Source organism: Micromonospora sp. NPDC005215, assembly GCF_040607915.1.
Taxonomy (GTDB): Bacteria; Actinomycetota; Actinomycetes; order Mycobacteriales; family Micromonosporaceae; genus Micromonospora.
Window position 1 is genome coordinate 143137 of the sequence record NZ_JBEXHQ010000002.1, and the last position, 22911, is coordinate 166047.

The window sequence follows — 22911 nt, forward strand, 5'->3', positions numbered from 1 at the left end:
GCCGTCGCACGAAACCCGTGATCCCGTCCTTCCGCTGGGTCCCGCGCGTGGTGCGACAGCTACACCCATCGATACTCGCGCGTTGGCTCACCATCCATCCTCACCAGGGAGTGATTCGATGAGTCGCGACACCGCACTCGTTACGGCCGAGTGGGCCGAGAAGAACCTCGACGCCCCGGGCGTCGTCTTCGTCGAGGTCGACGAGGACACGTCGGCCTACGACACCGGCCACATCGCCGGCGCCATCAAGATCGACTGGAAGACCGACCTGCAGGACCAGGTCCGCCGAGACTTCGTCAACAAGACGCAGTTCGAGGCGTTGCTCTCCGGACGGGGCATCAGCAACGACGACACCGTCATCCTCTACGGCGGTAACAACAACTGGTTCGCCGCGTACGCCTACTGGTACTTCAAGCTCTACGGCCACCGCGACGTGAAGCTGCTCGACGGCGGTCGCAAGAAGTGGGAGCTGGATGCCCGCCCGTTGGTCACCGACACGGTGGCCCGCCCGGCGACGCAGTACGTCGCGCAGGAGCCGGACACCTCCATCCGGGCGTTCCGCGACGAGGTCGTCGCCGCGATCGGCACCAAGAACCTGGTCGACGTGCGCAGCCCCGACGAGTTCGCCGGCCGACTGCTCGCACCCGCCCACCTGCCCCAGGAGCAGGCGCAGCGGGCCGGTCACATCCCCACCGCGATCAGCGTCCCGTGGTCCAAGGCGGCCAACGAGGACGGCACCTTCCGGTCCGACGACGAGCTGCGCCGGATCTACGGCGACGCGGGCCTCGACGACGGCAGGGAAACCATCGCCTACTGCCGCATCGGTGAGCGCTCCTCGCACACCTGGTTCGTGCTCCAGGAGCTGCTGGGCCACCGCAACGTCAAGAACTACGACGGCTCCTGGACCGAGTACGGCTCGCTGGTCGGCGTGCCGGTCGCGCTCGGCGACGAACCCGGGGAGGCCTGATCATGACCCTCCCCACCGCCGCTGGTTGCGCCGCACCTGACCAGGCCGCACCGCTGCCGGCCAGCCTGGACCTGGAGAAGGAAACCGTCATCACCGGCATCGTCCGCTCCGCTGAGGACGAGCCGGTGCCGGGCGCGTACGTCCGGCTGCTCGACTCGACCGGCGAGTTCACCGCCGAGGTGGTGACCTCGGCCGCCGGCCAGTTCCGGTTCTTCGCCGCGCCGGGTTCCTGGACGCTGCGGGCCCTGTCCCGGCACGGCAACGGCGACACCGCCGTCACCGCCGGTCGGGGTGTCAACGAGGTTGCCGTCACTGTCGCCTGACCCACCGCTCTGATCGACCGGGGCCGGTCACCCACCCGGGTGGCCGGCCCCGGTCGTCTCTTCCGAAGCGTCAGTAAGCTCGCATCCTGCTCTGCTTGTCGGCAGGGGCTGAGTCGGGCGGAACGACCTTGTATTGCAGCTCCTCCAGCGCCCGAGCGGCGATGCCCGGAGCGTCGCGCACCGCCGCCAGTAATTGGAGCCTGCGCCACTTCTCCCGACCTTCGCCGACTGCGCTCCGCCACCCCTCGACAGTGTCGACGCAGAACTCCTCCACCACCGCCTGCAGGACATCCTCGACACAGGGCCGAAAGCGGTGTCCGCCGAGCGGGAAGTGGAACTTGGCAAGCCGTGGCACCTCGTGCCTGCGCCTACGGGCTTTGGGGCGTCCGCTTGGCCCGTCCTGCATGACAAAGGCGAATTCGTCCCGGTGGCCGTGCACGTGGAGGTGAGCGCAGGGCACGCCGGGTTGAAACTCCCGGACATACTCATAGCGGAACAAGGGAGCCTTGTCACCCTTGGGCGTGACATGGAGCCAAGAGGCGTCCGTGGCCAGGTGCCTGCCGCTCGAATCCATGCAGCAGTTGAACTTGATCAGCAGGTCAAGGCGGTGCTTATTGTTGATGTACAGCGGAAAGGTGCCGAAATCGTCTCCCTCGACGATGCCCACCATGACGCGACCGCCGTTCCTGCCGGGCATCAGCAGCGCGGACAGATGCTTGTCTGTCTTCACTACCCGTTGCACTCGGCTGGTGATGTCGTCGGCGAAAGCGCTGGCTCGGGCGATCAGGTCCGGAGAGACGGGAGCCCCGTCAGTCGTCATCGCCGAGCAGATAGTCGATGGAGCGGACCATCTCGTAGACGCTGCGTTCGTCGGCGCGAAGCTCGAAGTTGCGGCCCAGGTCGTACAGCGTCTCTTTGCTCATATGGACGCGCTCCAACAGGCGAGCTCGCCACTCTTGCAGCTCCTGCTGAGTCCTGACGATGGCGGTGCCCATTGCTGGTCCTCCCGCCGTCGACGACGTCGCTGTTGGCGTCACCCTAGTGCCTCCCTCCGACGACGCGGACCGCGTTACAGATCCTCGCGTCACTAGTCCACTACCCACCGTCAACCGATGGCACCGGCTCCTCGGTTGCGCTGGTGTCGGTTCTGCGACAGCAATCGCGGGTTGTGCGGCCTGCCGGGCATGGATGAGACCCGTCTTGTGGTAGTCGGGAGCAAGCTGAGTGTCACCAAGAGCGCGAGCGGTCCACTCACCCCATCGGCATGCGTCACTATTTAGGTGTGGAGATTACGGCTGGTACAGACGGCGGCGTGTCCGGTGAAAAAGTTCCGATCGTCGTTTGCGTCAGCGCTGATGCCTCGATGCTTGAGCGGGTGCGGCGACAGCTCGACGGGGTTGGTCAGGTGGTGAGCTGCGCAGACCTGGTCCAGTTGCGGGCGATGCTGTTTCCCTCGCCGAATGCCCCGCAGCCGGCGGTTGGGCCGGTCCCTCCAGAGGTAGTGGCGCAGTGCTCGGTCGAGTGGGGCGAGTTGGTCGTCGACCGCACCAGACAGCAGGTCACCTGGCACGGCGACCCAATCACGCTCACCCCCACCGAACGTGAGCTGCTCGCCCTGCTCATTGGCCCGCCGGTGGTGGTGTGGAGCTACGAACAGCTCTTCGCCGCCGTCTGGAGCGGCCCGTTCCGGGGCAGCGCGATCGTGCACTCCGCCATCAAGAAGCTCCGGCGGAAGCTGCGTGATATCCCGGGAGGGCCGCGGGTGCACGCTGTCCGGGGGATCGGCTACCAGCTCGATCCACCGCCCCGGTCGACCTGAGCGCCTCCGCCGCCGGGCCGGCGGCGGACGCGTGACACCATGGCCGGGTGAGCGGTGCTGTCCAGACGGGTTGGGCCTCCTCGGCCGGTCCCGCCGTGCCGGCACCCGCCCGGCGACGGCGGCGTTGGCTGCTGGCCGCGACAGTGGCCTGGACCGTGCTGCTGGCCGCGCTCACCTGGACGTCGGTCCGCACTGACCCGCCGACCGTTCGCGAGCAGCGTTCCCTCGACCAGGCCGGCCCGGTGGTCGACCGGGCGGTCGGCGAACTGGCCCGGGCGGCCGGCGCCGCCGGCCTGCTGGAGCTGAGCCCGCCGCGGATCGCGGCGGGCTGCCGGGTCACCCCGTTCGCCGAGGGGGCGAGGCTGCGACGTGAGGTCGGCGTGCTCGCGCCCACCGGCACCGAGCAGGCCGTGTTGGCGGGCATCGCCGATCGGCTGCCGGCGAGGTGGCGGGCCGGCGTCGGCCCCGGGCTGAACGGTCCCGAGCTGCACGCCGACGCCGGTGAGTTCGTGGCCGTCGAGGGCCGGCCGACAGTGGACGGCCGGGTGCTGTTGCTCGTCGACACCGGTTGCCGGCCGGTCGGCTCCGGCTACCGGCCAGCCCAGTCGACCGTCGCCGGTCCGGAAGCCGCCGCCCTGACCGCCGCGCTGGTGGCGCTCGGCCGGCCCGGTGACGCCGCGCCGGAGCCGGTCACCGCGCCCTGCCCGGGCGGCGGGTTGGCCCGCACCGTGCGGTCCGCGGGCGGTCCCGGCCCGGCCGCGTCGACGGACTCCCTCGCCCCGCTGGCCGACGGCACCCCACTGCTGGACAAGCCTCCGGTGTACGCGTACCGCACCGGCCCGGTCACGGTGCTCGCCGACCTCGCTCCGGACGACACCCGGCTGGCCGCCACCGTCGGCTGCCCGAGCTGAGCCGGGCCGGTCCTCAGGTCAGCCGTCGCCCGGCTGATCCGACGGTTCCCGGCTGCGCCCCAACGCGTCGACCATGCCCCACCGGCCAGGGATGTCCAGCAGCTCGACCCGGCCCATCCCCGGTGGCACGGCCGGGTCGATGATCAGGTGCTCGCCCTGCGGCTCCAACCCGAGCATCACCCGGAGCAGCAGCAGTGGGGTGCCGGTCGACCAGGCCTGGGGGCTGCACGCCGTCGGGTACTCCACCGGGTAGTCGGTGAGATCCCGGTCGTAGCCGGCGAACGCCTCCGGCAGCCGCCCCTCGAAGTATCGGGACGCCGCCAGCATCGTGTCGCAGAGCTTCCCCGCCTCGTTCCGGAAGCCGTACCGCCACAGTCCCCAGGCGATGATCGAGTTGTCGAACGGCCACACCGTGCCCACGTGGTACCCGATCGGGTTGTACCGCCCCTCGTCCTCGGCGAGCGTTCGCACTCCCCACCCGGAGAACAGGCGTGGCCCGAGCAGGTGCTCGACCACCTTGCCGGCACGGGACTCGTCCACGATGCCGCTCCACAGCAGGTGCCCGATGTTCGAGGTAAGCGCGTCCACCTGCCGGCCGTCGGCGTCCAGCGCGAGCGCGTAGTACTCGCGGTCGGCGATCCAGAAGTCGCGGTCGAACCGCCGCTTGAGGTCGGCGGCCTCCCGCTCCAGTCGGTCGGCGTACTCCGGGTCGTTCCAGAAGGTCCGGGCCAGCCGGGCGGCCCGCATCTTCGCGTCGTACGCGTACCCCTGCAGCTCGCAGGTCGCCCGGGGAAAGCCGGGAAACTGGCCGTCGGCGTACGAGATGGCGTCCCAGGAGTCCTTCCAGCACTGGTTCGGCAGGCCGGTCTCCGGGTTGCGGGTCTGGTACCAGAGGTAGCCGGTGCCGAGCAGGTCGCCGTACGTGTCGATCCACTTCAGCGCCGCGCGGACCTGCGGCTCCAGCCGACGGACCAGCGCGGAGTCTCCCGTCCAACGCTCGTACTCGTCGATCAGGATGATGAACAGTGGTGTCGAGTCGGCCGACCCGTAGTACGGCGAGTGCGGCTGCTCCTCGAAGCCGGCGGTCTCTCCGTACCGCAGTTCGTGCAGGATCTTGCCGGGTTCCTCGTCCCGGAAGTCGTCCACCCGGTGCCCCTGGAGTCCGGCCAGCATCAGGATGGTCGGTGGGACCAGCTCCGGCAGGAACGGCAGCACCTGTAGTGAGGTGATGATGCTGTCCCGGCCGAACAGGGTCATGAACCAGGGCAGTCCTGCGGCGATCAGCCGCACGCCCAGGGCGATCGACTCGTAGCGCAGGGCGGCCAGGTCGTTGAGGCTGCGCCGGTACGCCCCGGCCAGTGGCTCGCAGTCGCACCCGAGCTTCGGCGCCCGGTCGATCAGCTCCTGCTGCTCGGCCCGGATGACGTCCGCGCTACGGCTGCCCCCGTACGGCAGGGTGGCCCGGATGTCCTCGCCACGGGCCCCGTAGACGACGCTGGAGACGTGCAGCCGGGTGGTCCACCTGCTGTTCCGGGCGACCCGGATCCGGAAGGTCATCCCGGTGGCATCGACCTGCGCCGGCGCGCTGGTGCTGACCACCGTCTCCCGGTGGAACGCCTCCCGCCGGTAGGTCAGCCGCAGTTCGTGCTCGCCGACCGAGACGGTGGTCTGGCCCCGCTTCCGCCGCGAATCCTTGATCTCGAACAGGTCGGCAAAGTCGGCCCCCATCTCGATCCGGACGGTGCACTCGACCTCCGCGCCGAGGTGGTTCAGCACTGTCAGCTCCTCTTCGAAGCTGCCCACGATCGCCCGGCTGCGGATCACCGACGCCTTCGCGTCCAGGTAGTGCGTGGGTTCCCCGGGGGCGAGGAAGAACTTGGTGCGGTACGACTCGGCGTCGTCGACGGAGAGGGCGTGCAGCCGTTCGCCGTCCAGGGTGAGCACCCACGTGGACAGGAATCGGGTGTCGAAGGAGAACAGCCCGGTGGGGAAGTCGTAGGACGGTTCGATGTCCCCCCGCCGGTCGCTGACCAGGAAGGTGTTGCCGTCCAGGATGCTGACGAGTTCCTTCACGCCGGTCGTCCGGCTGTTCTGCGCGCCCTGTCCCGGGGGTCGCGGGTGCCGGGCGGGTCCGGGAAGAACCGGCGGAAGGCGAGGAAGAGCACCACGTTGCCGCTGAACGTGCTCTCGTTGCGCAGCACCGCCGCGACAGCCTGGGCCTTGCCGGCGATCAGTCGGTCGAAGAGGTCGGCGCTGCTGTACCAGATGGCGTCGGCCGGGCCGCGCCCTCGGCTGATCTGCACCGACCCGGGCCGCATCCGGACCAGCCAGTGCTCGGTCTGGTGGTCGTCGCCGAGGTCGATCTGAAGGGTTCCGTCGGCCAGGCCGCCCAGAATGTCGGGGGCGCGGGACGGCAGCGCTTCGAAGAACCTCTCCGTCGCCTCGGTCACATCCGAATCGTAGGCAGTCGTCCGGGATGTCGGGTCGGTATCGGCACTCCGCTCGAATCGACAGACCGCGTCGGGTGGTCAGTAGACGAGCGCCTGCGCACCCTCGGCCATGGCCTCCTCGACGAAGACGGCGGCACCCGCGATCCGGAGCCCGGGCAGTACGTCGTCCGGGCCGATCTGGCGTCGGGCCGCGCACTGGGTGCAGGCGGTCACCCGGCCACTGGTCAGGATGACGTGCAGCAACTCGGCCAGCGGCGCGGAGTGCGGCAGCTCGAACTGTTGGGCGCGACCGGGCAGGGCGAACCAGGTCGACTCACCGGTGAGCCAGAGCGACACGTCCACTCCGGCCGCGACCGCCGTCGCGGCGACGGTGAATGCCTGCGCACACCGCTCCGGGGCGTCCGCCCCAGCGGTGGCCTTGACGACGAGAGTGCGGGCCATGTGGCCCAGCATAGGATGGCCGGGATGGTTACCGAGATCGGGTTTGTCAGCCTGTTGGTCGCTGGCCTGGGCGGGCTCGCCGGTGGCCTGGTCTACCTTGCCGTACGCATTTCGAGAGGACGTTGGTGAGCGCGAGGAGTGAGCCGGGCTTGCGAGCCCCGCAGTCGCGAACGAAGGCGGCGTTGGTGAGCGCGAGGAGTGAGCCGGGCTTGCGAGCCCCGCAGTCGCGAACGAAGGCGGCGCTGTGAGTGACGAGAACCCGCTACAGCCGCCGTGGCTGAACGCGCCGCCGGTCGAGGAGTACCCGTTCGAGGAGAGTCACGACCTGCGGGTCGGGCCGAAGCTGCACCCCGCGCTGGACGGTCTGCTGCCCTACATCGGCCTCTGGCGTGGCCGGGGCAAGGGTGGTTTCCCCACCATCGAGGATTTCGACTACGGGCAGGAGATCCGGATCAGCCACGACGGCCGGCCGTTCCTGCACTACGAGTCCCGCGCCTGGATTCTCGACGAGCACAGCAAGCCGGTCCGTCCGGCCGGTCGCGAGGTCGGCTGGTGGCGGCCGGTGCTGGTGGACGGACGGGTGACCGATGAGCTGGAGGTGCTGCTGACCACGCCGACCGGGGTGATGGAGCTGCACCTGGGTAAGCGCACCGGCACCCAGGTGGAGTTCGCCACCGACGCGGTGGTGCGGACTCCGACCGCCAAGGAGGTCACCGGCGGGAGGCGGCTCTTCGGCATCGTCGAGGGCGCGCTGCTCTACGCCCAGGAGATGGCCGCGGTGGGGCAGGCGCTCAGCCCGCACCTCTCCGCCCGGCTCGTCCGGGTCGGCGGCTGACTAGCCGGGAAAACCCAGCAGAGCCTGCAGGGCGGGGGTGCGCGGGCAGCGGGCCCGGCGCACCCCGTCCAGCGTGTGGACCTCGACGGCCCCGCGTACCGACGAGGTGAACCACACGCCGTTCGCCGCGTGCAGCTCGGCCGTGGTGACCATCCGCTCGGCGGCACGCAGGCCCAGCTCGGCGGCGTGGGCGAGCAACCAGGCCACTGTCGTGCCGGCAAGGATGCCGGTGGTGGCGGCCGGCACCGTGCAGAGCGTCTCGTCGGTGAGCCACACCACGTTGGCCCAGGGGCCCTCCAGGGCGTAACCGTCGGAGGAGATCCAGAGCACGTCGTCCACCCCGGTCCGGTCGGCCCAGCGGCGGGCGGCGCTGTTTACCGCGTACGACGTCGATTTGATCCCGGCCGGCAGCCAGCTCAGCCCGTTGCGGGCGTCGGCGGGCACCCCCAGCGGCAGGGTGGCCACACTGATCCCGGCCCGCCGGGCCGCCCGGGAGGCCGCCGGCACCGCGGCCAGCGTGGCGTAGACCGTCGGCGGGCCGCCGGTCTCCGGGCCCCGGGTGCAGACCAGCCGAAGCGCCCCCTCCACCGACGCTGGCCAGCCTGCGCACACCTCGTCGAGCAGGTCGATCAGCGCCGCGGTGGGCGGCACGGCCAGTTCGACGGCGTCGGCCGCGGCGACCAGGCGGGCCAGGTGTTCGTCGCGCAGCCACGGCCGGCCCTGACGCAGGTGCATGGTCTCGAAGAGGCCGTCGCCCCGGAGTACGCCGAGGTCGTCACCGCGGAGCACGGGGTCGCCGGCCGGCACCGGGCCGCGCCCGAGGACGACGATCCGTGCGGTCGGACCGGCCCCGACCTTCCCGGCGGGCGACATCACCATGACCATCGAGCGTAGCGGCGGTCGATCGCGGTGCGCGGACCGGCATGGTGGCCGAACTATGATCGGGGGGTGTCCGAATCCTCCCTCGCGGAAATGCTGCGGGCCCGTGGGCTGCGGCTGACGCCCCAACGGCAGCTCGTCCTCCAGGCGGTGCTCGATCTGGGGCACGCCAGCCCGGAGCAGGTGCACACCGCCGTCCGGGAGGTCGCCGCCGGCGTCAACATCACCACCATCTATCGCACGCTTGAGCTGCTGGAACGGCTCGGCCTGGTCACCCACACGCACCTGTCGCACGGCTCACCGACCTATCACGCGGCGGGTGAGCACCAACACGTCCACCTGGTCTGCCGGGAGTGCGGGGCGATCGACGAGATCGATCCGGGGCTGCTCCGGCCGCTCGCCGACGAGTTGGCCGTGCAGCGGGGGTTCCGGGTGGATATCGGGCACGTGTCACTCTTCGGCGTCTGCGTACGCTGCGAGAACGGGGACGACAAATGATCGACATCGCGGGTGCGGTGGCCGTCGAGAGCATCGACGAGGCGAGCCGCGACCAGCCGGACCCGGCGCACGTCGCGGCCGGGGTGCGGGGGGTGGCCGCCCACTACGGGGACCCGCTGCGCGAGCAGCGCACCCTCGACACCGAGGTCGGCCTTGTCGACAGGTCGCACCGGGGGATCATTGCGGTGCCCGGGGAGGAGCGCGCCGGCTGGTTGCACACGATCACCTCGCAGCACCTGACGACGCTTGCCGCCGGTGAGGGCACCGAGCTGCTGGTGCTCTCCCCGCACGGCCACGTCGAGCAGCACGCGCTGGTCGCGGAGGACGGCGAGACCGCCTGGCTGGACACCGACCCGGGTGCGACAGAGGGCCTGCTCGGGTACCTGGAGAAGATGCGGTTCTTCAGCCGGGTCGACCCGCGCGACGCGACCGCCGAGCGGGCGTTGCTGTCGCTGGTCGGGCCGGCGGCGACCGAGGCGCTGGCCACGCTCGGCGTGACCGGGCTGGCCGCACCGGACCTGGTCGCGGTGCCCGGTCCGAAGTTCGCCGCCGGGGCCGTGCCACCGCGAGCGAGTGTTCGGTACGACGTCAAACCGCTGCCGATCGGCGGCTGGGCGCGGCGTGGCCTGCTCGGGGTGGACCTGCTGGTGCCCCGCTCGGCGATGGAGCAGGTGGTGGCGGAGCTACGCGGCGCGGGTGTGCCGGTCGCCGGCCTGTGGGCGTACGAGGCGATCCGGGTGGCCGCCCGGCAGCCCCGGGTCGGGGTGGACACCGATCACCGGACCATTCCGGCTGAGGTGGATCTGATCGGCCCGGCGGTGCATCTCGACAAGGGTTGTTACCGGGGGCAGGAGACGGTGGCCCGGGTGCACAACATGGGCCGGCCGCCGCGTCGCCTCGTACTGCTGCACCTGGACGGGGTGACCACCGATCAACCGCCGACGGCCGGTACGCCGGTGACCCTCGACGGCCGGGCGGTGGGTTTCGTCGGCACCGCCGTGCTGCACCACGAGCTGGGGCAGGTCGCCCTCGCGGTGGTGAAGCGGAACGTCCCGGACGACGCCGCGCTGCGGATCGGGGAGACGGCGGCGGCGATCGACCCGTCCTGAGCGGGCCGTCTAGGATCGCCGGCATGACGACAGGGACGTTGATCACGGTGGCTCCGACCGGCGCGGAGTCGGCCAAGGCGGAGGTGCCGGCACTGCCGGTGACCCTCGACGAGCTGCTGCTCACCGCCAAGGAGTGCGAGGCGCTCGGCGCCGCCGTGATCCACGTCCACATCCGCGACGACGAGGCCCGGCCGACCCTCGACCCGGTGCGTCTTGCCGACACGGTGGCGGCGCTGCGGGACAGCACCGACCTGATCGTGCAGCTCTCGTCCGGCGGCGCGGTGACCGACCCGGAGGCGGCCCGGCTCGCCGTGCTCGATGCCCGGCCGGACATGGCCTCCTGCACCATGGGCACTGTCAACTTCGGCGACGACGTCTTCCTCAACCGCTGGGAGTTCATCGTCGACCTGCACACCCGGATGCAGGAGCGCGGGATCGTGCCGGAGTACGAGATCTTCGACCTCGGCCACCTGTCCGCGTTGCAGCGACTGCTCGGCAGGTACGGGCTGCCGGCCGGCGGGCACGTGCACGTCGACTTCGTGATGGGCGTGCCGGGCGGCATGCCGGGTACCACCGAGACGCTGGTGGCCGCCCACCGGATGCTGCGCGACCTGCCCGAGGGCACCACCTTCTCGGCCACCGGCGTCGGCCGCAGCACCCTCCCGGTGTTGTTGGCCGCGCTGTCGACCGGCGGGCACCTGCGGGTCGGCATGGAGGACACCGTGACGTACGCGAAGGGCCGGCCGGTGGAGTCCAACATGCAACTGGTCGCCCGCGCTGTGGGTTTCGCCCAGCTCGCGCAGCGCCCGCCGCTGACCACCACCGAGGCTCGCGAGCTGCTCGGGCTGTAAGGCCGGGCCGGTCCCGCGCTCCTGTCACCCGGGCGGAGGACCACCTGGTCACCCCGCCGACGGGCACCCCGGGACCGTCGGTACCGTCCAGCGCGTGACGAAGACGTACGAGGGCGGCGCGCCGCTCGCCGAGGTGGTCCGGTCCGGGTTCGTGGAGGGTGCGCACCGCGGCTCGGTGGTGGTGCTGGATGCCGCTGGCGTGGCGGTGGCTGCCGCCGGGGACGTGACGTCGCCGGTCTTTCCCCGGTCGGCCAGTAAGCCGATGCAGGCGATCGGGATGCTTCGGGCCGGTCTGACGCTTACCGACCCGGCTGACCTGGCCCTGGTGTCGGCGAGCCACGCGGGTGAGGACTTCCACCTGGCCCGGGTCGGTGCGCTGCTGGAGCGCGCCGGGCTGGACGCGGAAGCGTTGCACTGCCCGCCCGACCTGCCGGTGGGCACGGCGGCCCGGGAGGCTGTGCTGCGCGCCGGTGGCGGGCCGAGCAGGGTGCAGATGAACTGCTCCGGCAAGCACAGCGGAATGCTGCTGACCTGCGAGGCCGCCGGGTGGCCACGCGATGGCTACTGGCGGCCGGAGCACCCGTTGCAGCAGTGGTTGCGGGCGGCCATCGAGGAGTTCACCGGCGAGCAGGCGGCGGCGGTGGGTGTGGACGGCTGCGGCGCCCCGGTGCTCGCCGTGTCGCTGACCGGCCTCGCCGGGGCGTACCTCCGGCTGGTCGACGCCGAGCCCGGCTCGGCGCCACGGGCCGTGGCCGACGCCATGCGCGCGTACCCGGAGATCGTCGGTGGCACCCAGGCCGACGACACCCGGCTCATGCGTGGGGTTCCGGGCCTGCTGGCGAAGGTCGGTGCCGAGGGTGTGATCGCGGTGGCCCTGCCGGGCGTCGGCGCCGTCGCCCTGAAGATCGACGACGGCGCCGACCGCGCCCGGATGCCGGTGCTGGTCTCCGCGCTGCGCCGGCTCGGCGTGGACGCCCCGGTGCTTACCGAGTACGCGGAGGTGCCGCTGTTCGGCGGTGGCGTCCCGGTCGGCGCGGTCCGCCCGCTCTGGTGACAGCGCCGCGCGTTCAGCTCAGGAAGTCGAGCAGGGCGGCGTTGACCGACTCCGGACGCTCCAGCGGCAGCAGGTGCCCGGCGTCGGGTACGTCGGGGAGTCGTGCCGCGCCGGGGACCTCGGCGGCGATCCGGTCGGCGAGCCGCCTGATGTCCGGCACGTCCGCGGCTCCGGCGGTGACCAGGACAGGCACCTTCAGCTCGCCGAGGCGATCGATCGCCGGCGGCGTCAGCTCGCCCACCTCGACCGCGCCGAGCGCCAGCTCGGCGGCGAGGGCACGCTGGTCCATCTCCTGTGCGAACGCGACCAGCTCGGGGTCGACATCCTCCGGCTGGCGGGCCGGGCCGACCACCCAGAACCGCACCTCGCCGGCCGCCCCGGCGACGAAGTCGTCGGGGTCGACCTCTCCGACCAGGTTGTCCCAGAGGTCGTTCGCCTCCTCGGACCACTCGTTGCCGGAGACCGCGGTGTCGAACAGCGCGAGCGCGCTCACCCGGTCGGGGTGGGCCAGTGCGGTGTCGATGGCGACCGACCCACCGAAGGAGCAGCCGACCAGGGCGGCCCGGGGCAGGTCGAGCGCGTCCAGCAGCCCGGCCACGTCGTCGTGGTGCGTGAACGGGGTCGGGGGCAGCTCCGAGTCTCCGTAGCCGCGAAGGTCCGGAACGATCACCCGGTGCCGGGTGGCGAGCGCGGACAACTGCCCCCGCCACATCCGTCGGTCGGCGATGCCGGCGTGCAGCAGCACTACCGGCGAACCGGTGCCGGCCTCGTCGTACGCGATGCTTGCTCCATTGACTGTGATCTTGTGCACGAACGGACCGTACGGATCGGCGAACCGGCGCGCAAACGGGACGTTGAGACGTTGCTAACTATGGCAAGCATTTTGCTTGCAATAGCTAGCGCGCCCGGTTAGCGTCGCTGTCATGGCCACACCCAAGGACCTTCCCGACGTCGGCGGGTTCATCCGCGATCTGCGGCGCAACGCCAAGATCTCGCTGCGGCAGCTCGCCGAGCAGGCGGGGGTCAGCAACCCGTACCTCAGCCAGATCGAACGCGGCCTGCGCAAGCCGAGCGCCGAGGTGCTCCAGCAACTGGCGAGCGCGCTGCGGGTGTCCACCCCGGCGATGTACCTGCGCGCCGGGCTGCTGGACGACAAGGAGGGCCACGGCGTGCTGGCCGCCATCGCGGTGGACGCCGACCTGACGATGGCCCAGAAGCAGTCGCTCAGCCAGATCTACGAGACGTTTCGCCGGGAGAACACCCGGCTGGCCGAGGCCCAGGCCACCGCCGAGGGCGTCGGCGCGACCACCCCGACCACCCCGACCGACGTCGCCGACGAGCCCGCCGACGTGGCCAACCTGGCCGCCACCGGCCCCACCACCGCAGGCGGCACCCCGACCGAGGCCGTACTCGAGTCGGTCGCCGTCACCGAGGCGGGCACCGCACCCGCCCCGGGCAGCACCAGCACCCCCGAGAAGAAGGCCGCCGGTCCGGCGGCCCGCGAGGCCGCCACGGTGGCCGAGGAGGAGACCTCATGAGCGAGCCGAAGACCAACCGCATCCCCGCCCCGCTCTACGCCGCCGCCGGCGCCGGTGAGTTGGCAATCGAGCACCTGCGCAAGCTCCCGGCCGTGGTCGGCGTCCTCGGCACCCGGGTCGTCGCCGACCTGGGTGGTCGGGCCGTGCTGACCGGCTTCGAGTTGCGGCAGAAGGCCACCGAGACGCTGCGTACCGCCAACGAGACCGCCGGGACGCTGCGCGAGCGGGCGCAGGCCGAACTGGACCTGGCCAAGCTCCGCGAGTCGGCCGACCTGGCCAAGCTGCGCGAGGCCGCCGACCTCGACAAGCTGCGGGCTGCCGCCACCCGCAACGCCATCATGGTATTCGCGGGCGCGCAGGCCGCCCAGGAGCGGGCCTACGCCGCGTACGGCGCGCTGGTCGCCCGTGGTGAGCGGGTCGTCGGCAACGGCGTGCTGGAGGCCGCCGAGACGGTCAACGCCGACATCGAGGCGACCCAGGCCGCGACGCCCGGCACCGCCGCCCCGGCCGACGTGTCGACCCCGGCCGAGGTGCCGACCCCGGCCGAGGTGCCGACCCCGGCCGACGTGGCCGAGATCGCCGAGGCCAAGCCGGCCGCCGTCAAGAAGGCCGCTGGGGCGCCGAAGGCTGCCAAGCCCGTCGCGACCCCGTCGGCGAAGCTCCCCGGGGCCACCAAGCGGACCCGCCCGACGGCCGAGTAGTTCGTCCTGTCGACGACCCCGGCGGCGTCCTTGTCGGACGTAGCCGGGGTCCTCGACATAAGCTTGCCGGCATGGCCAACGCCGCGCCGATCTTCGCGTTCGAAGTCCGCTACGTGATCGAGCTGATCCTGCTCGTCTTCGCGCTGATCGTCCAGGGCGTCGCCCTGGTGCACGCGATCACCCAGCGCTCCGACGCCTTCCCCGCCATTGGCACCCTCCCGAAGGGCGGCTGGATCGCCATCCTCGCCGTCTGCCTCGTGCTCACCCTGCTCGGCTTCGGCCCGATCAGCCTCTTCGGTCTGATCGGCATCGCCGCCGGTCTGATCTATCTCCTCGACGTTCGGGTCGGTCTGCGCGACCTGAGCGACGGCAAAGGGTTCTGGTGAGAGGTTTTCGCTGGCCGCCCCCACCGGACAGTGGCCCCCGCACCTGGGGTCCCGGCCCGGGTGGGCCGCGTACCGGCCGACCGGCGCTGCCGGAGCCGGAGACCGAGCTGGTCACCACCCCGCACGGCGTACGGCTGGAACGGCTGGTCACCGGCACCGGTGATCCGGTCACCGTCTTCGCGCACGGGCTGGGCAACGGCATCGCCACCACCCGCCCGTTCGGCAGTGGGGTGACCGGCCGCAAGGTGTTCTTCCAGTTCCGCGGGCACGGCCGGTCCGATGCCCCGGACGGGCCGTGGAACTACCTGGACCTGGCCCGGGATCTGCGCGCGATAGCGGACCTCGGCGGGGCCAGCCGGGCATTCGGCGCGAGCCTCGGTGCCGGTGCCCTCTGCCGCCTGCTCGCGGAGAGCCCGGAGCGTTTCGAGAAGCTTGTCTTCTTCCTACCGGCGGTGCTCGACGAGCCGCGCGGGCCGGTCGCCCACGAACGGATCACCGAGCTGCTGGAGGCGGTGCAGAGCGGGGAGGCCTCGGCGGTCGCCGACGTCGTCGCACTGGAGCTGCCCGCGGCGGTGCGCAACACCCCGGCCGGCTGGGCGTACCTGCGGCAGCGGCTCGACCAGCTGCTGCGCGACGGTCTGGCCGAAGGCCTGGCCACGCTGGCCGAGCAGACGTCGCTGCGCCAGATCGGTGACCTGGCGGCGGTCACCGCGCCGGCGCTGGTCATCGGCTGCGTGGGCGACGACCTGCATCCGGTCGAGGTCGCCGAGCGGCTCGCCGCCGCGCTGCCCCAGGCCACCCTGCACGTGTACGACAGGCCCGGCGTCCTCTGGACGGAACGCGCCGACCTGCGGGACCGTATCTCCGGCTTCCTCAACGAGTAATCTGCGCTGTCATGGGCGTCACACGACATGGCCGCACGCACCGGCTCGACCTCGCCGACCCGACAGTGCGCGAGTGGACCTGCACGGTCCTGCACGCCGACCCCGAGCAGGGCATCGTCCTGGACCGCTCGGCGTTCTACCCAGGCGGCGGCGGCCAACCTCCGGACCACGGGGTGCTGCTGTGGCAGGGCGTGCAGACCCGGATCGTCGGCACCCGCAAGGGCGACGACCTCTACCTGATCCCCGCCGAGGGTGACCCGTTGCCACCGGCCGGCAGCGAGGTCGTCGGCGCGCTGGAGGACGAGCGCCGCAGCCGACTGATGCGTACCCACTCGGGGCTGCACGTGCTCTGCGGTGTGGTGTTCCGCGACTTCGGCGCGCTGGTCACCGGCGGCAACATGGAACCAGGCGAGGCCCGGATGGACTTCAACCTCCCCGAGGTGCCACCGGACTTCAAGAGCCGGATCGAGGAGCTGGTCAACGCCGAGGTGGCCGCCGACCGGTCGGTCGCCGTGCGGGTGCTGCCGCGCACCGAGGCACTGGCCCTGCCGGACATCATCCGTACCCAGTCCAACCTCATCCCGCCGGACGAGCAGGAGGTCCGGATCGTCGACATCGTCGGGCTGGACGTGCAGGCCGACGGCGGGACCCACGTCGCGTCCACCGCCCAGATCGGCAAGGTGCAGGTGGTAAAGGTGGAGAGCAAGGGCCGGGCCAACCGCCGCGTCCGCGTCCGGCTCGTGGACTAGATCCGAGTAACGAATTCGGACGGCGGTTGTCAGGTATTCCTGACAACGTCGCAGGCATGACGCAACCGCTCACAGGAAAGATCGCGCTCGTCGCCGGCGCCACCCGGGGTGCCGGACGGCAGATCGCGGTGCAGCTCGGCGCGGCCGGGGCCACCGTCTACGCCACCGGTCGCAGCACCCGCGCCGGCCGCTCCGAGATGGACCGACCGGAGACCATCGAGGAGACCGCCGAGCTGGTCACCGCCGCCGGGGGCACCGGCATCGCCGTCCAGGTCGATCACCTGGTGCCCGAGCAGGTCCGCGACCTGGTCGCCCGGATCGACGCCGAGCAGGGCCGCCTCGATGTGCTGGTCAACGACATCTGGGGCGGCGACCCACTGGTCACCTGGAACAAGCCGGTCTGGGAGCAGTCGCTCGACGCGGGTTTCCGCACCCTCCGACTGGCCATCCACACGCACATCATCACCAGCCACTTCGCCCTGCCGCTGCTGATCCGTAAGCCCGGCGGCCTGGTGGTGGAGATGGGTGACGGCACCAAGGCGTACAACGACGAGAACTACCGGCTGTCCGTCTTCTACGACCTGGCCAAGGTCTCGGTCAACCGGCTCGCCTTCAGCCAGGGGCACGAGCTGAAGCCGCACGGCTGCACGGCGGTGGCGCTCACTCCCGGCTGGATCCGCTCCGAGGCGATGCTCGAGCACTTCGGCGTGACCGAGGAGAACTGGCGCGACGGCGCCGCCACCGACCCCAACTTCCTCATCTCGGAGACCCCGGTGTTCGTCGGCCGTGCGGTGGCCGCGCTCGCCGCCGACGAGGAGAAGGCCCGCTGGAACGGCCAGTCCGTCGATGCCGGCGCGCTGTCCAAGGTGTACGGGTTCACCGACCTCGACGGCAGCCAACCCGAGGGCTTCCGCTACATCATCGAGGTGGTCGACGCGGGCAAGCCGGCGGACGTCACCGGCTACCGGTAGAGCGCGCCGAGGCGGTCGGCCGCCTCGGCCAACAACTGCCGCAGCTCGGGTGGACCGAGCACCTCCACCTCGGGGCCGAGCCCCAGCAGTTGGTGGTACGCCACCTGGACCGACTCGACGGGCAGCCGCGCCACCACCCAGCCCTGCCCGTCGGGCGGGCCGGCGGCGGCGACCACCTCGTCGTACACGAAGGGGGCATCGACCAGGTGTCGGAGCTGGCGCAGGCCGGCGGGGCTCAGCCGGACGGCGACCTCGGCCCGCAGCATGGTCCGCAGGAACGACCCGGCCTGCTCGCGCCAGTGCCCGGCCAGGTCGAAGCCCTCGTCGCGGTCGAAGTGCTCCGCACCCACCTCGACCCCGGTGACCCGGTCCACCCGGTAGGTGCGCGCGTCGTCGCCGACCCGGCCGACCAGATACCAGACCCCGCTCTTGAGGACCAGCCCGTACGGCTGGACCCGGCGGCTCACCTCCCGGTCGCCGCGTCGGTAGCGCAACTCCACCACCCGGTCTCCCCAGACCGCCCGGGCCAGCTCAGGAAGCCAGAGCGGTGGCGCGGTCTCCCGGAACCAGCCCGGCACGTCCAGGTGGAACCGCTGCCCGGCACGGGCCGGGGCGTCGCGCAGGGCGGGTGGCAGCGCGGCGAGCACCTTCAGCTCGGCGGAGGCGACCGCGTCGGCGAGCCCCATGTCGCCGGCCGGTCCGGGTAGCCCGGTGAGGAAGAGCGCCTCCGCCTCGTCCCGGGTCAGCCCGGTCAGCCGGGTGCGGTAGCCGCCGAGCAGCCGGTAACCGCCGGCCCGACCCCGGTCGGCGTAGACCGGCACCCCGGCGGCGGAGAGGGCCAGCACGTCCCGGTAGACGGTCCGCTCGGAGATTTCCAACTCCCGCGCCAGCTCGCCCGCGGTCATCGACCCGCGCGCCTGCAACAACAACAGCAACGAGATCAGTCGGGACGCGCGCACCCGCCCATCCTGCCCGGTGCCGCTCACCGCCCGCCGGGCGTCAGCAGCCCTCGGTCGTACGCGGTGGCCACCGCGGCGGCCCGGTCATTGACCCCGAGCTTGGCGTACACGTGCAGCAGGTGTGTCTTGACGGTGGCCTCGCTGATGAACAAGCGGGTCGCCGCCTCCCGGTTGGAGGCGCCACGGGCCACCAGGGTCAGCACCTCCAGCTCCCGTTGACTGAGCGGCTCCTCGGCAGGAGCGCGCAGCCGGCCCATCAGCCGGCCGGCGACGCTCGGCGCGAGCACCGACTCACCCCGCGCCGCGGCCCGGACCGCGCGAACCAGATCTTCCCGGGGTGCGTCCTTGAGCAGGTAACCGGTCGCACCGGCCTCGATCGCCGGCAGCACGTCCGCGTCCGTGTCGTAGGTGGTGAGCACCAGCACCCGGGCGGCACTGCCGGCGCGAGCCAGTCTGCCGATGGCGGTCACCCCGTCCATCCCGGGCATCCGGAGGTCCATCAGCACCACGTCCGGCAGCAGCGTCGCGACCAGGACCAATGCCTCCGAGCCGTCCGCCGCCTCACCCACCACCTCGAAATCGCTGTCGCCGGTGAACATCCCCCGTAGGCCGTCCCGCACTACCGGATGGTCGTCGACGATCAGCAGTCGTACCGGGGCGGTCAACCGGCACCGCCGGGTAGCGCGGGGACGGACGCCGAGAGGGCGGTGCCGCTGCCCGGCTCGGATTCGACTGCCAACTCGCCACCCACCCGGGTCACCCGCTGCCGCATGGCGGTCAGCCCGTAGCCGCCACCCGGCTCGCGGGGTACCGGATGGTCGGTGACGTCGAAGCCCGTCCCGTCGTCACGGACGTCCAGCGTGACCACGTCCGCCATGTACGACAGGGTCAGCCCGACCCGCGACGCGGCGGCGTGCCGGGCCACGTTGGACAGCGCCTCCTGGGCGGCCCGCAGCAGGGTCACCTCGACCTCCGGGTGCAGTGGGCGGGGCGTGCCGGTGGTGGCCACGTCGGCTCGTACCCCGTTCAGGGCCGACCAGCGCCCGCCCAGCTCGACGAGGGCATCCGGTAGCCGAGCCGTCTCCAACGGTTCCGGACGGACCGCCTGTACCGAGCGGCGGGCCTCGGTGAGGCTCTCCCGGGCCAGTGCGAGCGCGTTGTCGACGTGCCGGCGCCAGTCGGCGGACCGGTCGCGGGTCTGCTCGGCCGCCTCCAGCTGGGTGATGATGCCGGTCAACCCCTGAGCCAGGGTGTCGTGGATCTCCCGCGCCATTCGTTGCCGCTCGTCCAGCACCCCGGCCTCCCGGGCCTGGGTGAGCAGTTGGGCGTGCAGCCCGGCGTTCTCACTGACCGTGTCGATGAGTTGGCGGTTGGTCTCGCCGAGTTCCGCCACCAACCGCTTGCGTTTGGCGTCCTCCTGCTCGGCGACCACCGCGAACCAGCTCGCCGAGCCAGCCACCACCAGGTTGAACAGCACCAGCACCAGCCAGAGCGGCAAGTGCGACACCACCACCGACACACCACCGCCCTGAGACGTGGCGACGAGGGTGGCCGTGGTGACCACGCCCGCGACCCGCCAGCGCCAGTGCAGCACCGGAAAGGCATGGATGTAGCCGATCCAGGCGAAGAAGCCGTACCACGGACTGGCGGCCACGAGGGCGGCGGCGAACGTGAGCAGCCCGGCGTAGTAGATCGCCATCAGCCTGCGCCGGCTCTGCCAGCCGGGATGCACTGTGACGAACCAGGCGACCCAGCATCCGGCCGCCACGGCGACAGCGAGGGTGGGCAGCGTCCCGAGATGGTCAGGTGCCGGTGCGACGAGGGCCAGCAGGGTGCCCAGGGTCAGCCCGCCGAAGGGGAAGACGCGATAGAGGGTCGCCTCGTGCTCCCGCCAACTGGTCAGACGGTCGTGCCCACCGTTGCAGGTCATCGCATCTCCGCTCACTCCCAGCGGAACAGTTTCGCCGCGCCGACGCCGGCCACCACGGCGATCACCGCCATTATCCCCAGGTGCAGTGGCTGCGGCGGGGTGCCGGTCCAGGCGTCGAGGAGCGCCTGCACCCCGGGCGGCGTGTAGTCGCCGATCCGCGCCACGAAGTCCGGGAGCAGGAACCGAGGGAGGTAGACCCCGCCGAAGAACATGGTGACCAGGAACAGCGGCACGGCCAGGGCCTGTGCCGCCTTCGTCGTCCTGGCCACGGCGGCGACCAGCAGGCCGAGCGCCAGCAGCGCCGCCGTGCCGAGGATGAACGCCAGCGTGAAGCCGAGCGGGTGCCGGGGGAGCGGCACCCCGAACGCCAGCCGGGCGACGAGGATGAGCAGCAGCGCGCTGGCCAGGATCCCGGCCAGGGCCAGCACCAGTTGGGCGGCGAGCAGAGCCGCCGGGTGCGCCGGGGTGGTCGCCAGCCGGCGCAGTACGCCGCGTTCCCGGTAGGTCGCCAGCACGGCGGGCAGGGTGTTCACCCCCACCATGGCGAGGGTGACCACAAGCAGTGACGGGGCGAAATAGCTGACGAAGGTCTGCCCGTCGAAGGTCGGATCCGGCTTGCGCAGCGAGGGGACCAGCCCGAGTACCACAAGGATCAGGGTGGGCAGCCCGACGGTGAGGAGCAGCGTCGGCAGGTCCCGCAGATAGAGCCGCGCCTCGATTCTCAGGATGTTGCGAAAGGCGTGCATGCTGACTCCCTCTCAGTTGGCGGGCCGGTGCCCGGTCAGCTCGACGAAGGCGTCGTCGAGGGTGGACTGCTCCAGCCGCAGGTCCGCGGCGACGATCTGATGACGGGCGAGCACCGAGGTCACCGCGTGCAGCAACTCACCGGTGCCGGTCACTACCACCTGGCTGCCGGTTCGCTGCACGGCGGAGACCTCGGGCAGGTCGGTGAGGAACCGGTCGTCGACCGGAGTCGAGGGCCGGAACCGGATCCGCTGCTGCGGAGCCACAGTCGACACCAGGCCCGCCGGGCTGTCCAGGGCGACCACCCGGCCCCGGTCGATCACCGCGACCCGGTCGCAGAGCCGCTCGGCCTCCTCCATGAAATGGGTGACCAGCACGATCGTCACCCCGCTGTCGCGAACCTGTTCGATGAGACCCCAGGTGTCCCGGCGGGCCTGCGGGTCCAGCCCGGTGGTCAGCTCGTCGAGGATCGCGATCTCCGGGTTGCCCACCAGGGCCAGCGCGATTGAGAGCCGCTGCTTCTGACCGCCGGAGAGCTTCTTGTACGCGGTGTTCCGCTTGTCGCCGAGACCCAGCTTGTCAATCAACCCGGCCGGGTCGGCCGGGTTGCGGTAGAACGAGGCGTACAACTCAAGTGCCTCCGCCACCCGCAGCCGGTCCGGCAGTTGGCTCTCCTGGAGTTGCACCCCGACCCGCTGGCGTAGTTGGGCCGCGTCCCGACGGGGGTCGAGCCCGAGGACCGACACCCCGCCCCCGTCGGGGACACGCAGCCCGGCGACACACTCCACAGTGCTGGTCTTGCCGGCGCCATTCGGACCGAGGACGCCAAAGATCTCCCCGGCCTCCACGGTGAGCGACACGTCGTCCACCGCCACCAGATCGCCGTACCGCTTCCTCAGGTGGGTCACCTCAATGACCGACATCGTGCCGCCTTCCGCCGCTGACTTCGTACCCCTCAAGGGTCGTCGGGGTGACCCGGCGGCGAATCGACCGGTCGGCGACGAACCCCGGCGTCCCCGGTTGATCGCTACCGTCCGCCAACCAGTTGATGCGTACGAGAAACATCGCTGCTAGCGCTCCGCCCGGCGGATTCGATCAGGGCTGGTTAGGCTTGTCGATCGTGGACGTCAGCAGAATCGCCAGCCCGGTGACCGGGGTCGTCGGACGCTTCCTCGCCGGGGCGGGGCTGCTCCTGCGTGGGTTGGGCCTCTACGTCCGTAGCCCGGGGTTGATGCTGCTCGGCATCGTGCCGGCGCTGATCTCCGGCGTGCTCTTCCTGGCCGCGCTCGCCACGCTCGTGTATTTCGTGGACGACCTCGCCGCGCTTGTCACCCCGTTCGCCGACGACTGGTCGAGCACCGGCCGCAGCCTGGTCCGGGTGATCGCCGGGCTGGCCTTCCTGGGGCTCGGCGGCCTGCTCGGCGTGCTCACCTTCACCGCTGTCACGCTGGTCATCGGTGACCCGTTCTACGAGAAGATCTCCGAGCAGGTCGAGCAGCGGTACGGCGGCACCCCGGGCGCGGTGGACGTGCCCTTCTGGTCGTCGTTGCGCCGCAGCCTCGCCGACTCGGTACGCCTGGTGGCGCTCGCGGCGCTGGTCGGGATCCCGCTCTTCCTCGCCGGCTTCATCCCGGTGGTCGGCCAGACGGTCGTCCCGGTCATCGGGGCGGCCGTGGGCGGCTGGTTCCTCGCCGTCGAGCTGGTCGGTGCGCCGTTCTACCGGCGCGGGATGCGGCTGCCGCAGCGCCGGACGATCCTGAAGGCCGACCGTGCCACCTCGCTCGGCTTCGGCGTGGCGGTCTTCCTCTGCTTCCTCATCCCACTCGGCGCGGTGCTGATCATGCCGGCGGCGGTCGCCGGTGCCACCCTGCTGGCCCGCCGATCGCTCGGCCAGCCGATCGAGAGGGCCTGA

29 protein-coding genes are annotated in these 22911 nt (G+C 71.5%); 17 read left to right on the forward strand and 12 right to left on the reverse strand.

The features are described from left to right. Positions 1–118 precede the first annotated feature (118 nt). Together ABZU25_RS02770 and ABZU25_RS02775 are read left to right on the forward strand one after the other, a co-directional pair. Positions 119–967, forward strand: coding sequence for a sulfurtransferase (locus tag ABZU25_RS02770; RefSeq protein ID WP_355027591.1), 849 nt, complete (start codon positions 119–121; stop codon positions 965–967). A gap of 2 nt (positions 968–969) precedes the next feature. After that, positions 970–1290 carry a DUF1416 domain-containing protein gene (locus ABZU25_RS02775; protein ID WP_355027592.1) on the forward strand — a complete coding sequence of 107 codons (321 nt, stop codon included), beginning with the start codon at positions 970–972 and terminating at the stop codon, positions 1288–1290. A 70-nt stretch (positions 1291–1360) separates the two neighbouring features. Here ABZU25_RS02775 and ABZU25_RS02780 read toward each other — a convergent pair whose 3' ends face one another. Then, positions 1361–2110 (reverse strand): hypothetical protein, encoded by a 750-nt coding sequence (locus tag ABZU25_RS02780; protein ID WP_355027593.1) that lies wholly within the window; start codon positions 2108–2110, stop codon positions 1361–1363. Continuing rightward, the gene (locus ABZU25_RS02785; protein WP_355027594.1) at positions 2100–2285 is read right to left on the reverse strand and encodes a hypothetical protein; all 186 of its coding nucleotides are present in this window, start codon (positions 2283–2285) and stop codon (positions 2100–2102) included. Before ABZU25_RS02785 ends, ABZU25_RS02780 begins: the two co-directional genes overlap by 11 nt. A gap of 368 nt (positions 2286–2653) precedes the next feature. On the opposite strand from ABZU25_RS02785, the gene ABZU25_RS02790 reads away from it, so the two are divergent. Then, complete coding sequence (locus ABZU25_RS02790) at positions 2654–3109, forward strand: winged helix-turn-helix domain-containing protein (RefSeq protein WP_355027595.1); 456 nt, start codon at positions 2654–2656, stop codon at positions 3107–3109. Between the two features lie 47 nt (positions 3110–3156). Further along, positions 3157–4020, forward strand: a complete 864-nt coding sequence (locus ABZU25_RS02795) for a hypothetical protein (RefSeq protein ID WP_355027596.1) — start codon at positions 3157–3159, stop codon at positions 4018–4020. Positions 4021–4038: 18 nt separating this feature from the next. On the opposite strand, the gene ABZU25_RS02800 is transcribed toward ABZU25_RS02795, so the two are convergent. The 3 genes from ABZU25_RS02800 to ABZU25_RS02810 form a co-directional block, all read right to left on the reverse strand. Further along, the gene (locus ABZU25_RS02800) at positions 4039–6093 is read right to left on the reverse strand and encodes a glycogen debranching N-terminal domain-containing protein (RefSeq protein ID WP_355027597.1); all 2055 of its coding nucleotides are present in this window, start codon (positions 6091–6093) and stop codon (positions 4039–4041) included. After that, on the reverse strand, positions 6090–6470 hold the full coding sequence (locus tag ABZU25_RS02805) for an SCP2 sterol-binding domain-containing protein (protein ID WP_355027598.1): 381 nt from the start codon (positions 6468–6470) through the stop codon (positions 6090–6092). Before ABZU25_RS02805 ends, ABZU25_RS02800 begins: the two co-directional genes overlap by 4 nt. Before the next feature lie 78 nt (positions 6471–6548). Continuing rightward, positions 6549–6923, reverse strand: coding sequence for a DsrE family protein (locus ABZU25_RS02810; RefSeq protein ID WP_355027599.1), 375 nt, complete (start codon positions 6921–6923; stop codon positions 6549–6551). A 12-nt stretch (positions 6924–6935) separates the two neighbouring features. Here ABZU25_RS02810 and mtfM point away from each other — a divergent pair, with 12 nt between their 5' ends. Then, positions 6936–7040 (forward strand): small membrane protein MtfM, encoded by a 105-nt coding sequence (gene mtfM, locus ABZU25_RS02815; protein WP_030327764.1) that lies wholly within the window; start codon positions 6936–6938, stop codon positions 7038–7040. 115 nt (positions 7041–7155) lie between these two features. Beyond that, a complete protein-coding gene (locus tag ABZU25_RS02820) occupies positions 7156–7746 on the forward strand; it encodes an FABP family protein (RefSeq protein WP_355027600.1) in 591 nt (196 codons plus the stop codon). On the opposite strand, the gene ABZU25_RS02825 is transcribed toward ABZU25_RS02820, so the two are convergent. Then, a complete protein-coding gene (locus ABZU25_RS02825; RefSeq protein WP_355027601.1) occupies positions 7747–8625 on the reverse strand; it encodes an aminotransferase class IV in 879 nt (292 codons plus the stop codon). Positions 8626–8694: 69 nt separating this feature from the next. On the opposite strand from ABZU25_RS02825, the gene ABZU25_RS02830 reads away from it, so the two are divergent. The 4 genes from ABZU25_RS02830 to ABZU25_RS02845 all read left to right on the forward strand — a co-directional run bounded on the left by ABZU25_RS02830 (position 8695) and on the right by ABZU25_RS02845 (position 12137). Then, complete coding sequence (locus ABZU25_RS02830) at positions 8695–9123, forward strand: Fur family transcriptional regulator (protein ID WP_355027602.1); 429 nt, start codon at positions 8695–8697, stop codon at positions 9121–9123. Continuing rightward, on the forward strand, positions 9120–10232 hold the full coding sequence (locus ABZU25_RS02835; RefSeq protein ID WP_355027603.1) for a folate-binding protein: 1113 nt from the start codon (positions 9120–9122) through the stop codon (positions 10230–10232). The genes ABZU25_RS02830 and ABZU25_RS02835 overlap by 4 nt, the downstream gene beginning before the upstream one ends. Before the next feature lie 23 nt (positions 10233–10255). Continuing rightward, positions 10256–11083: a 3-keto-5-aminohexanoate cleavage protein gene (locus tag ABZU25_RS02840; RefSeq protein ID WP_355027604.1), complete on the forward strand. Its 828-nt coding sequence runs from the start codon at positions 10256–10258 to the stop codon at positions 11081–11083. Between the two features lie 94 nt (positions 11084–11177). Next, positions 11178–12137: an asparaginase gene (locus tag ABZU25_RS02845; protein ID WP_355027605.1), complete on the forward strand. Its 960-nt coding sequence runs from the start codon at positions 11178–11180 to the stop codon at positions 12135–12137. Positions 12138–12150: 13 nt separating this feature from the next. Here ABZU25_RS02845 and ABZU25_RS02850 read toward each other — a convergent pair whose 3' ends face one another. Further along, positions 12151–12948, reverse strand: a complete 798-nt coding sequence (locus tag ABZU25_RS02850) for an alpha/beta hydrolase (RefSeq protein ID WP_355027606.1) — start codon at positions 12946–12948, stop codon at positions 12151–12153. A 112-nt stretch (positions 12949–13060) separates the two neighbouring features. Here ABZU25_RS02850 and ABZU25_RS02855 point away from each other — a divergent pair, with 112 nt between their 5' ends. From ABZU25_RS02855 to ABZU25_RS02880, 6 genes are all read left to right on the forward strand, one after another. Next, positions 13061–13675, forward strand: coding sequence for a helix-turn-helix transcriptional regulator (locus ABZU25_RS02855; protein ID WP_355027607.1), 615 nt, complete (start codon positions 13061–13063; stop codon positions 13673–13675). Next, entirely contained in the window at positions 13672–14376 is a 705-nt protein-coding gene (locus ABZU25_RS02860; RefSeq protein ID WP_355027608.1) for a hypothetical protein, read from the forward strand. Before ABZU25_RS02855 ends, ABZU25_RS02860 begins: the two co-directional genes overlap by 4 nt. Positions 14377–14447: 71 nt before the next feature. Next, entirely contained in the window at positions 14448–14762 is a 315-nt protein-coding gene (locus ABZU25_RS02865) for a DUF2516 family protein (protein WP_088950380.1), read from the forward strand. Beyond that, positions 14759–15646, forward strand: coding sequence for an alpha/beta hydrolase (locus tag ABZU25_RS02870; RefSeq protein WP_355027609.1), 888 nt, complete (start codon positions 14759–14761; stop codon positions 15644–15646). The genes ABZU25_RS02865 and ABZU25_RS02870 overlap by 4 nt, the downstream gene beginning before the upstream one ends. A gap of 11 nt (positions 15647–15657) precedes the next feature. Further along, the gene (locus ABZU25_RS02875; protein WP_355027610.1) at positions 15658–16395 is read left to right on the forward strand and encodes an alanyl-tRNA editing protein; all 738 of its coding nucleotides are present in this window, start codon (positions 15658–15660) and stop codon (positions 16393–16395) included. A gap of 56 nt (positions 16396–16451) precedes the next feature. Beyond that, positions 16452–17366 (forward strand): SDR family oxidoreductase, encoded by a 915-nt coding sequence (locus ABZU25_RS02880; protein ID WP_355027611.1) that lies wholly within the window; start codon positions 16452–16454, stop codon positions 17364–17366. On the opposite strand, the gene ABZU25_RS02885 is transcribed toward ABZU25_RS02880, so the two are convergent. The 5 genes from ABZU25_RS02885 to ABZU25_RS02905 are packed head-to-tail and all read right to left on the reverse strand — an operon-like array spanning position 17357 to position 21922. Beyond that, positions 17357–18325: a YafY family protein gene (locus tag ABZU25_RS02885; RefSeq protein ID WP_355027612.1), complete on the reverse strand. Its 969-nt coding sequence runs from the start codon at positions 18323–18325 to the stop codon at positions 17357–17359. The two genes, ABZU25_RS02880 and ABZU25_RS02885, sit on opposite strands and share 10 nt — an antisense overlap. A 23-nt stretch (positions 18326–18348) precedes the next feature. Beyond that, entirely contained in the window at positions 18349–18990 is a 642-nt protein-coding gene (locus tag ABZU25_RS02890) for a response regulator transcription factor (RefSeq protein WP_355027613.1), read from the reverse strand. Continuing rightward, complete coding sequence (locus tag ABZU25_RS02895; RefSeq protein WP_355027614.1) at positions 18987–20255, reverse strand: sensor histidine kinase; 1269 nt, start codon at positions 20253–20255, stop codon at positions 18987–18989. Before ABZU25_RS02895 ends, ABZU25_RS02890 begins: the two co-directional genes overlap by 4 nt. Positions 20256–20266: 11 nt before the next feature. Beyond that, the gene (locus ABZU25_RS02900; protein WP_355027615.1) at positions 20267–21001 is read right to left on the reverse strand and encodes an ABC transporter permease; all 735 of its coding nucleotides are present in this window, start codon (positions 20999–21001) and stop codon (positions 20267–20269) included. 12 nt (positions 21002–21013) lie between these two features. After that, positions 21014–21922, reverse strand: coding sequence for an ABC transporter ATP-binding protein (locus tag ABZU25_RS02905; protein WP_355027616.1), 909 nt, complete (start codon positions 21920–21922; stop codon positions 21014–21016). A 197-nt stretch (positions 21923–22119) separates the two neighbouring features. On the opposite strand from ABZU25_RS02905, the gene ABZU25_RS02910 reads away from it, so the two are divergent. Continuing rightward, positions 22120–22911, forward strand: coding sequence for an EI24 domain-containing protein (locus ABZU25_RS02910; RefSeq protein ID WP_355027617.1), 792 nt, complete (start codon positions 22120–22122; stop codon positions 22909–22911).

Excerpts from the sequence above, each read along its gene's own strand:
- ABZU25_RS02770 (WP_355027591.1), top strand. The coding sequence starts at position 119 with ATGAGTCGCGACACCGCACTCGTTACGGCCGAGTGGGCCGAGAAGAAC.
- ABZU25_RS02775 (WP_355027592.1), top strand. The coding sequence starts at position 970 with ATGACCCTCCCCACCGCCGCTGGTTGCGCCGCACCTGACCAGGCCGCA.
- ABZU25_RS02780 (WP_355027593.1), bottom strand. The coding sequence starts at position 2,110 with ATGACGACTGACGGGGCTCCCGTCTCTCCGGACCTGATCGCCCGAGCC.
- ABZU25_RS02785 (WP_355027594.1), bottom strand. The coding sequence starts at position 2,285 with ATGGGCACCGCCATCGTCAGGACTCAGCAGGAGCTGCAAGAGTGGCGA.
- ABZU25_RS02790 (WP_355027595.1), top strand. The coding sequence starts at position 2,654 with ATGCTTGAGCGGGTGCGGCGACAGCTCGACGGGGTTGGTCAGGTGGTG.
- ABZU25_RS02810 (WP_355027599.1), bottom strand. The coding sequence starts at position 6,923 with ATGCTGGGCCACATGGCCCGCACTCTCGTCGTCAAGGCCACCGCTGGG.
- mtfM (WP_030327764.1), top strand. The coding sequence starts at position 6,936 with ATGGTTACCGAGATCGGGTTTGTCAGCCTGTTGGTCGCTGGCCTGGGC.
- ABZU25_RS02825 (WP_355027601.1), bottom strand. The coding sequence starts at position 8,625 with ATGGTGATGTCGCCCGCCGGGAAGGTCGGGGCCGGTCCGACCGCACGG.
- ABZU25_RS02835 (WP_355027603.1), top strand. The coding sequence starts at position 9,120 with ATGATCGACATCGCGGGTGCGGTGGCCGTCGAGAGCATCGACGAGGCG.
- ABZU25_RS02840 (WP_355027604.1), top strand. The coding sequence starts at position 10,256 with ATGACGACAGGGACGTTGATCACGGTGGCTCCGACCGGCGCGGAGTCG.
- ABZU25_RS02855 (WP_355027607.1), top strand. The coding sequence starts at position 13,061 with ATGGCCACACCCAAGGACCTTCCCGACGTCGGCGGGTTCATCCGCGAT.
- ABZU25_RS02860 (WP_355027608.1), top strand. The coding sequence starts at position 13,672 with ATGAGCGAGCCGAAGACCAACCGCATCCCCGCCCCGCTCTACGCCGCC.
- ABZU25_RS02865 (WP_088950380.1), top strand. The coding sequence starts at position 14,448 with ATGGCCAACGCCGCGCCGATCTTCGCGTTCGAAGTCCGCTACGTGATC.
- ABZU25_RS02875 (WP_355027610.1), top strand. The coding sequence starts at position 15,658 with ATGGGCGTCACACGACATGGCCGCACGCACCGGCTCGACCTCGCCGAC.
- ABZU25_RS02880 (WP_355027611.1), top strand. The coding sequence starts at position 16,452 with ATGACGCAACCGCTCACAGGAAAGATCGCGCTCGTCGCCGGCGCCACC.
- ABZU25_RS02895 (WP_355027614.1), bottom strand. The coding sequence starts at position 20,255 with ATGACCTGCAACGGTGGGCACGACCGTCTGACCAGTTGGCGGGAGCAC.
- ABZU25_RS02900 (WP_355027615.1), bottom strand. The coding sequence starts at position 21,001 with ATGCACGCCTTTCGCAACATCCTGAGAATCGAGGCGCGGCTCTATCTG.
- ABZU25_RS02905 (WP_355027616.1), bottom strand. The coding sequence starts at position 21,922 with ATGTCGGTCATTGAGGTGACCCACCTGAGGAAGCGGTACGGCGATCTG.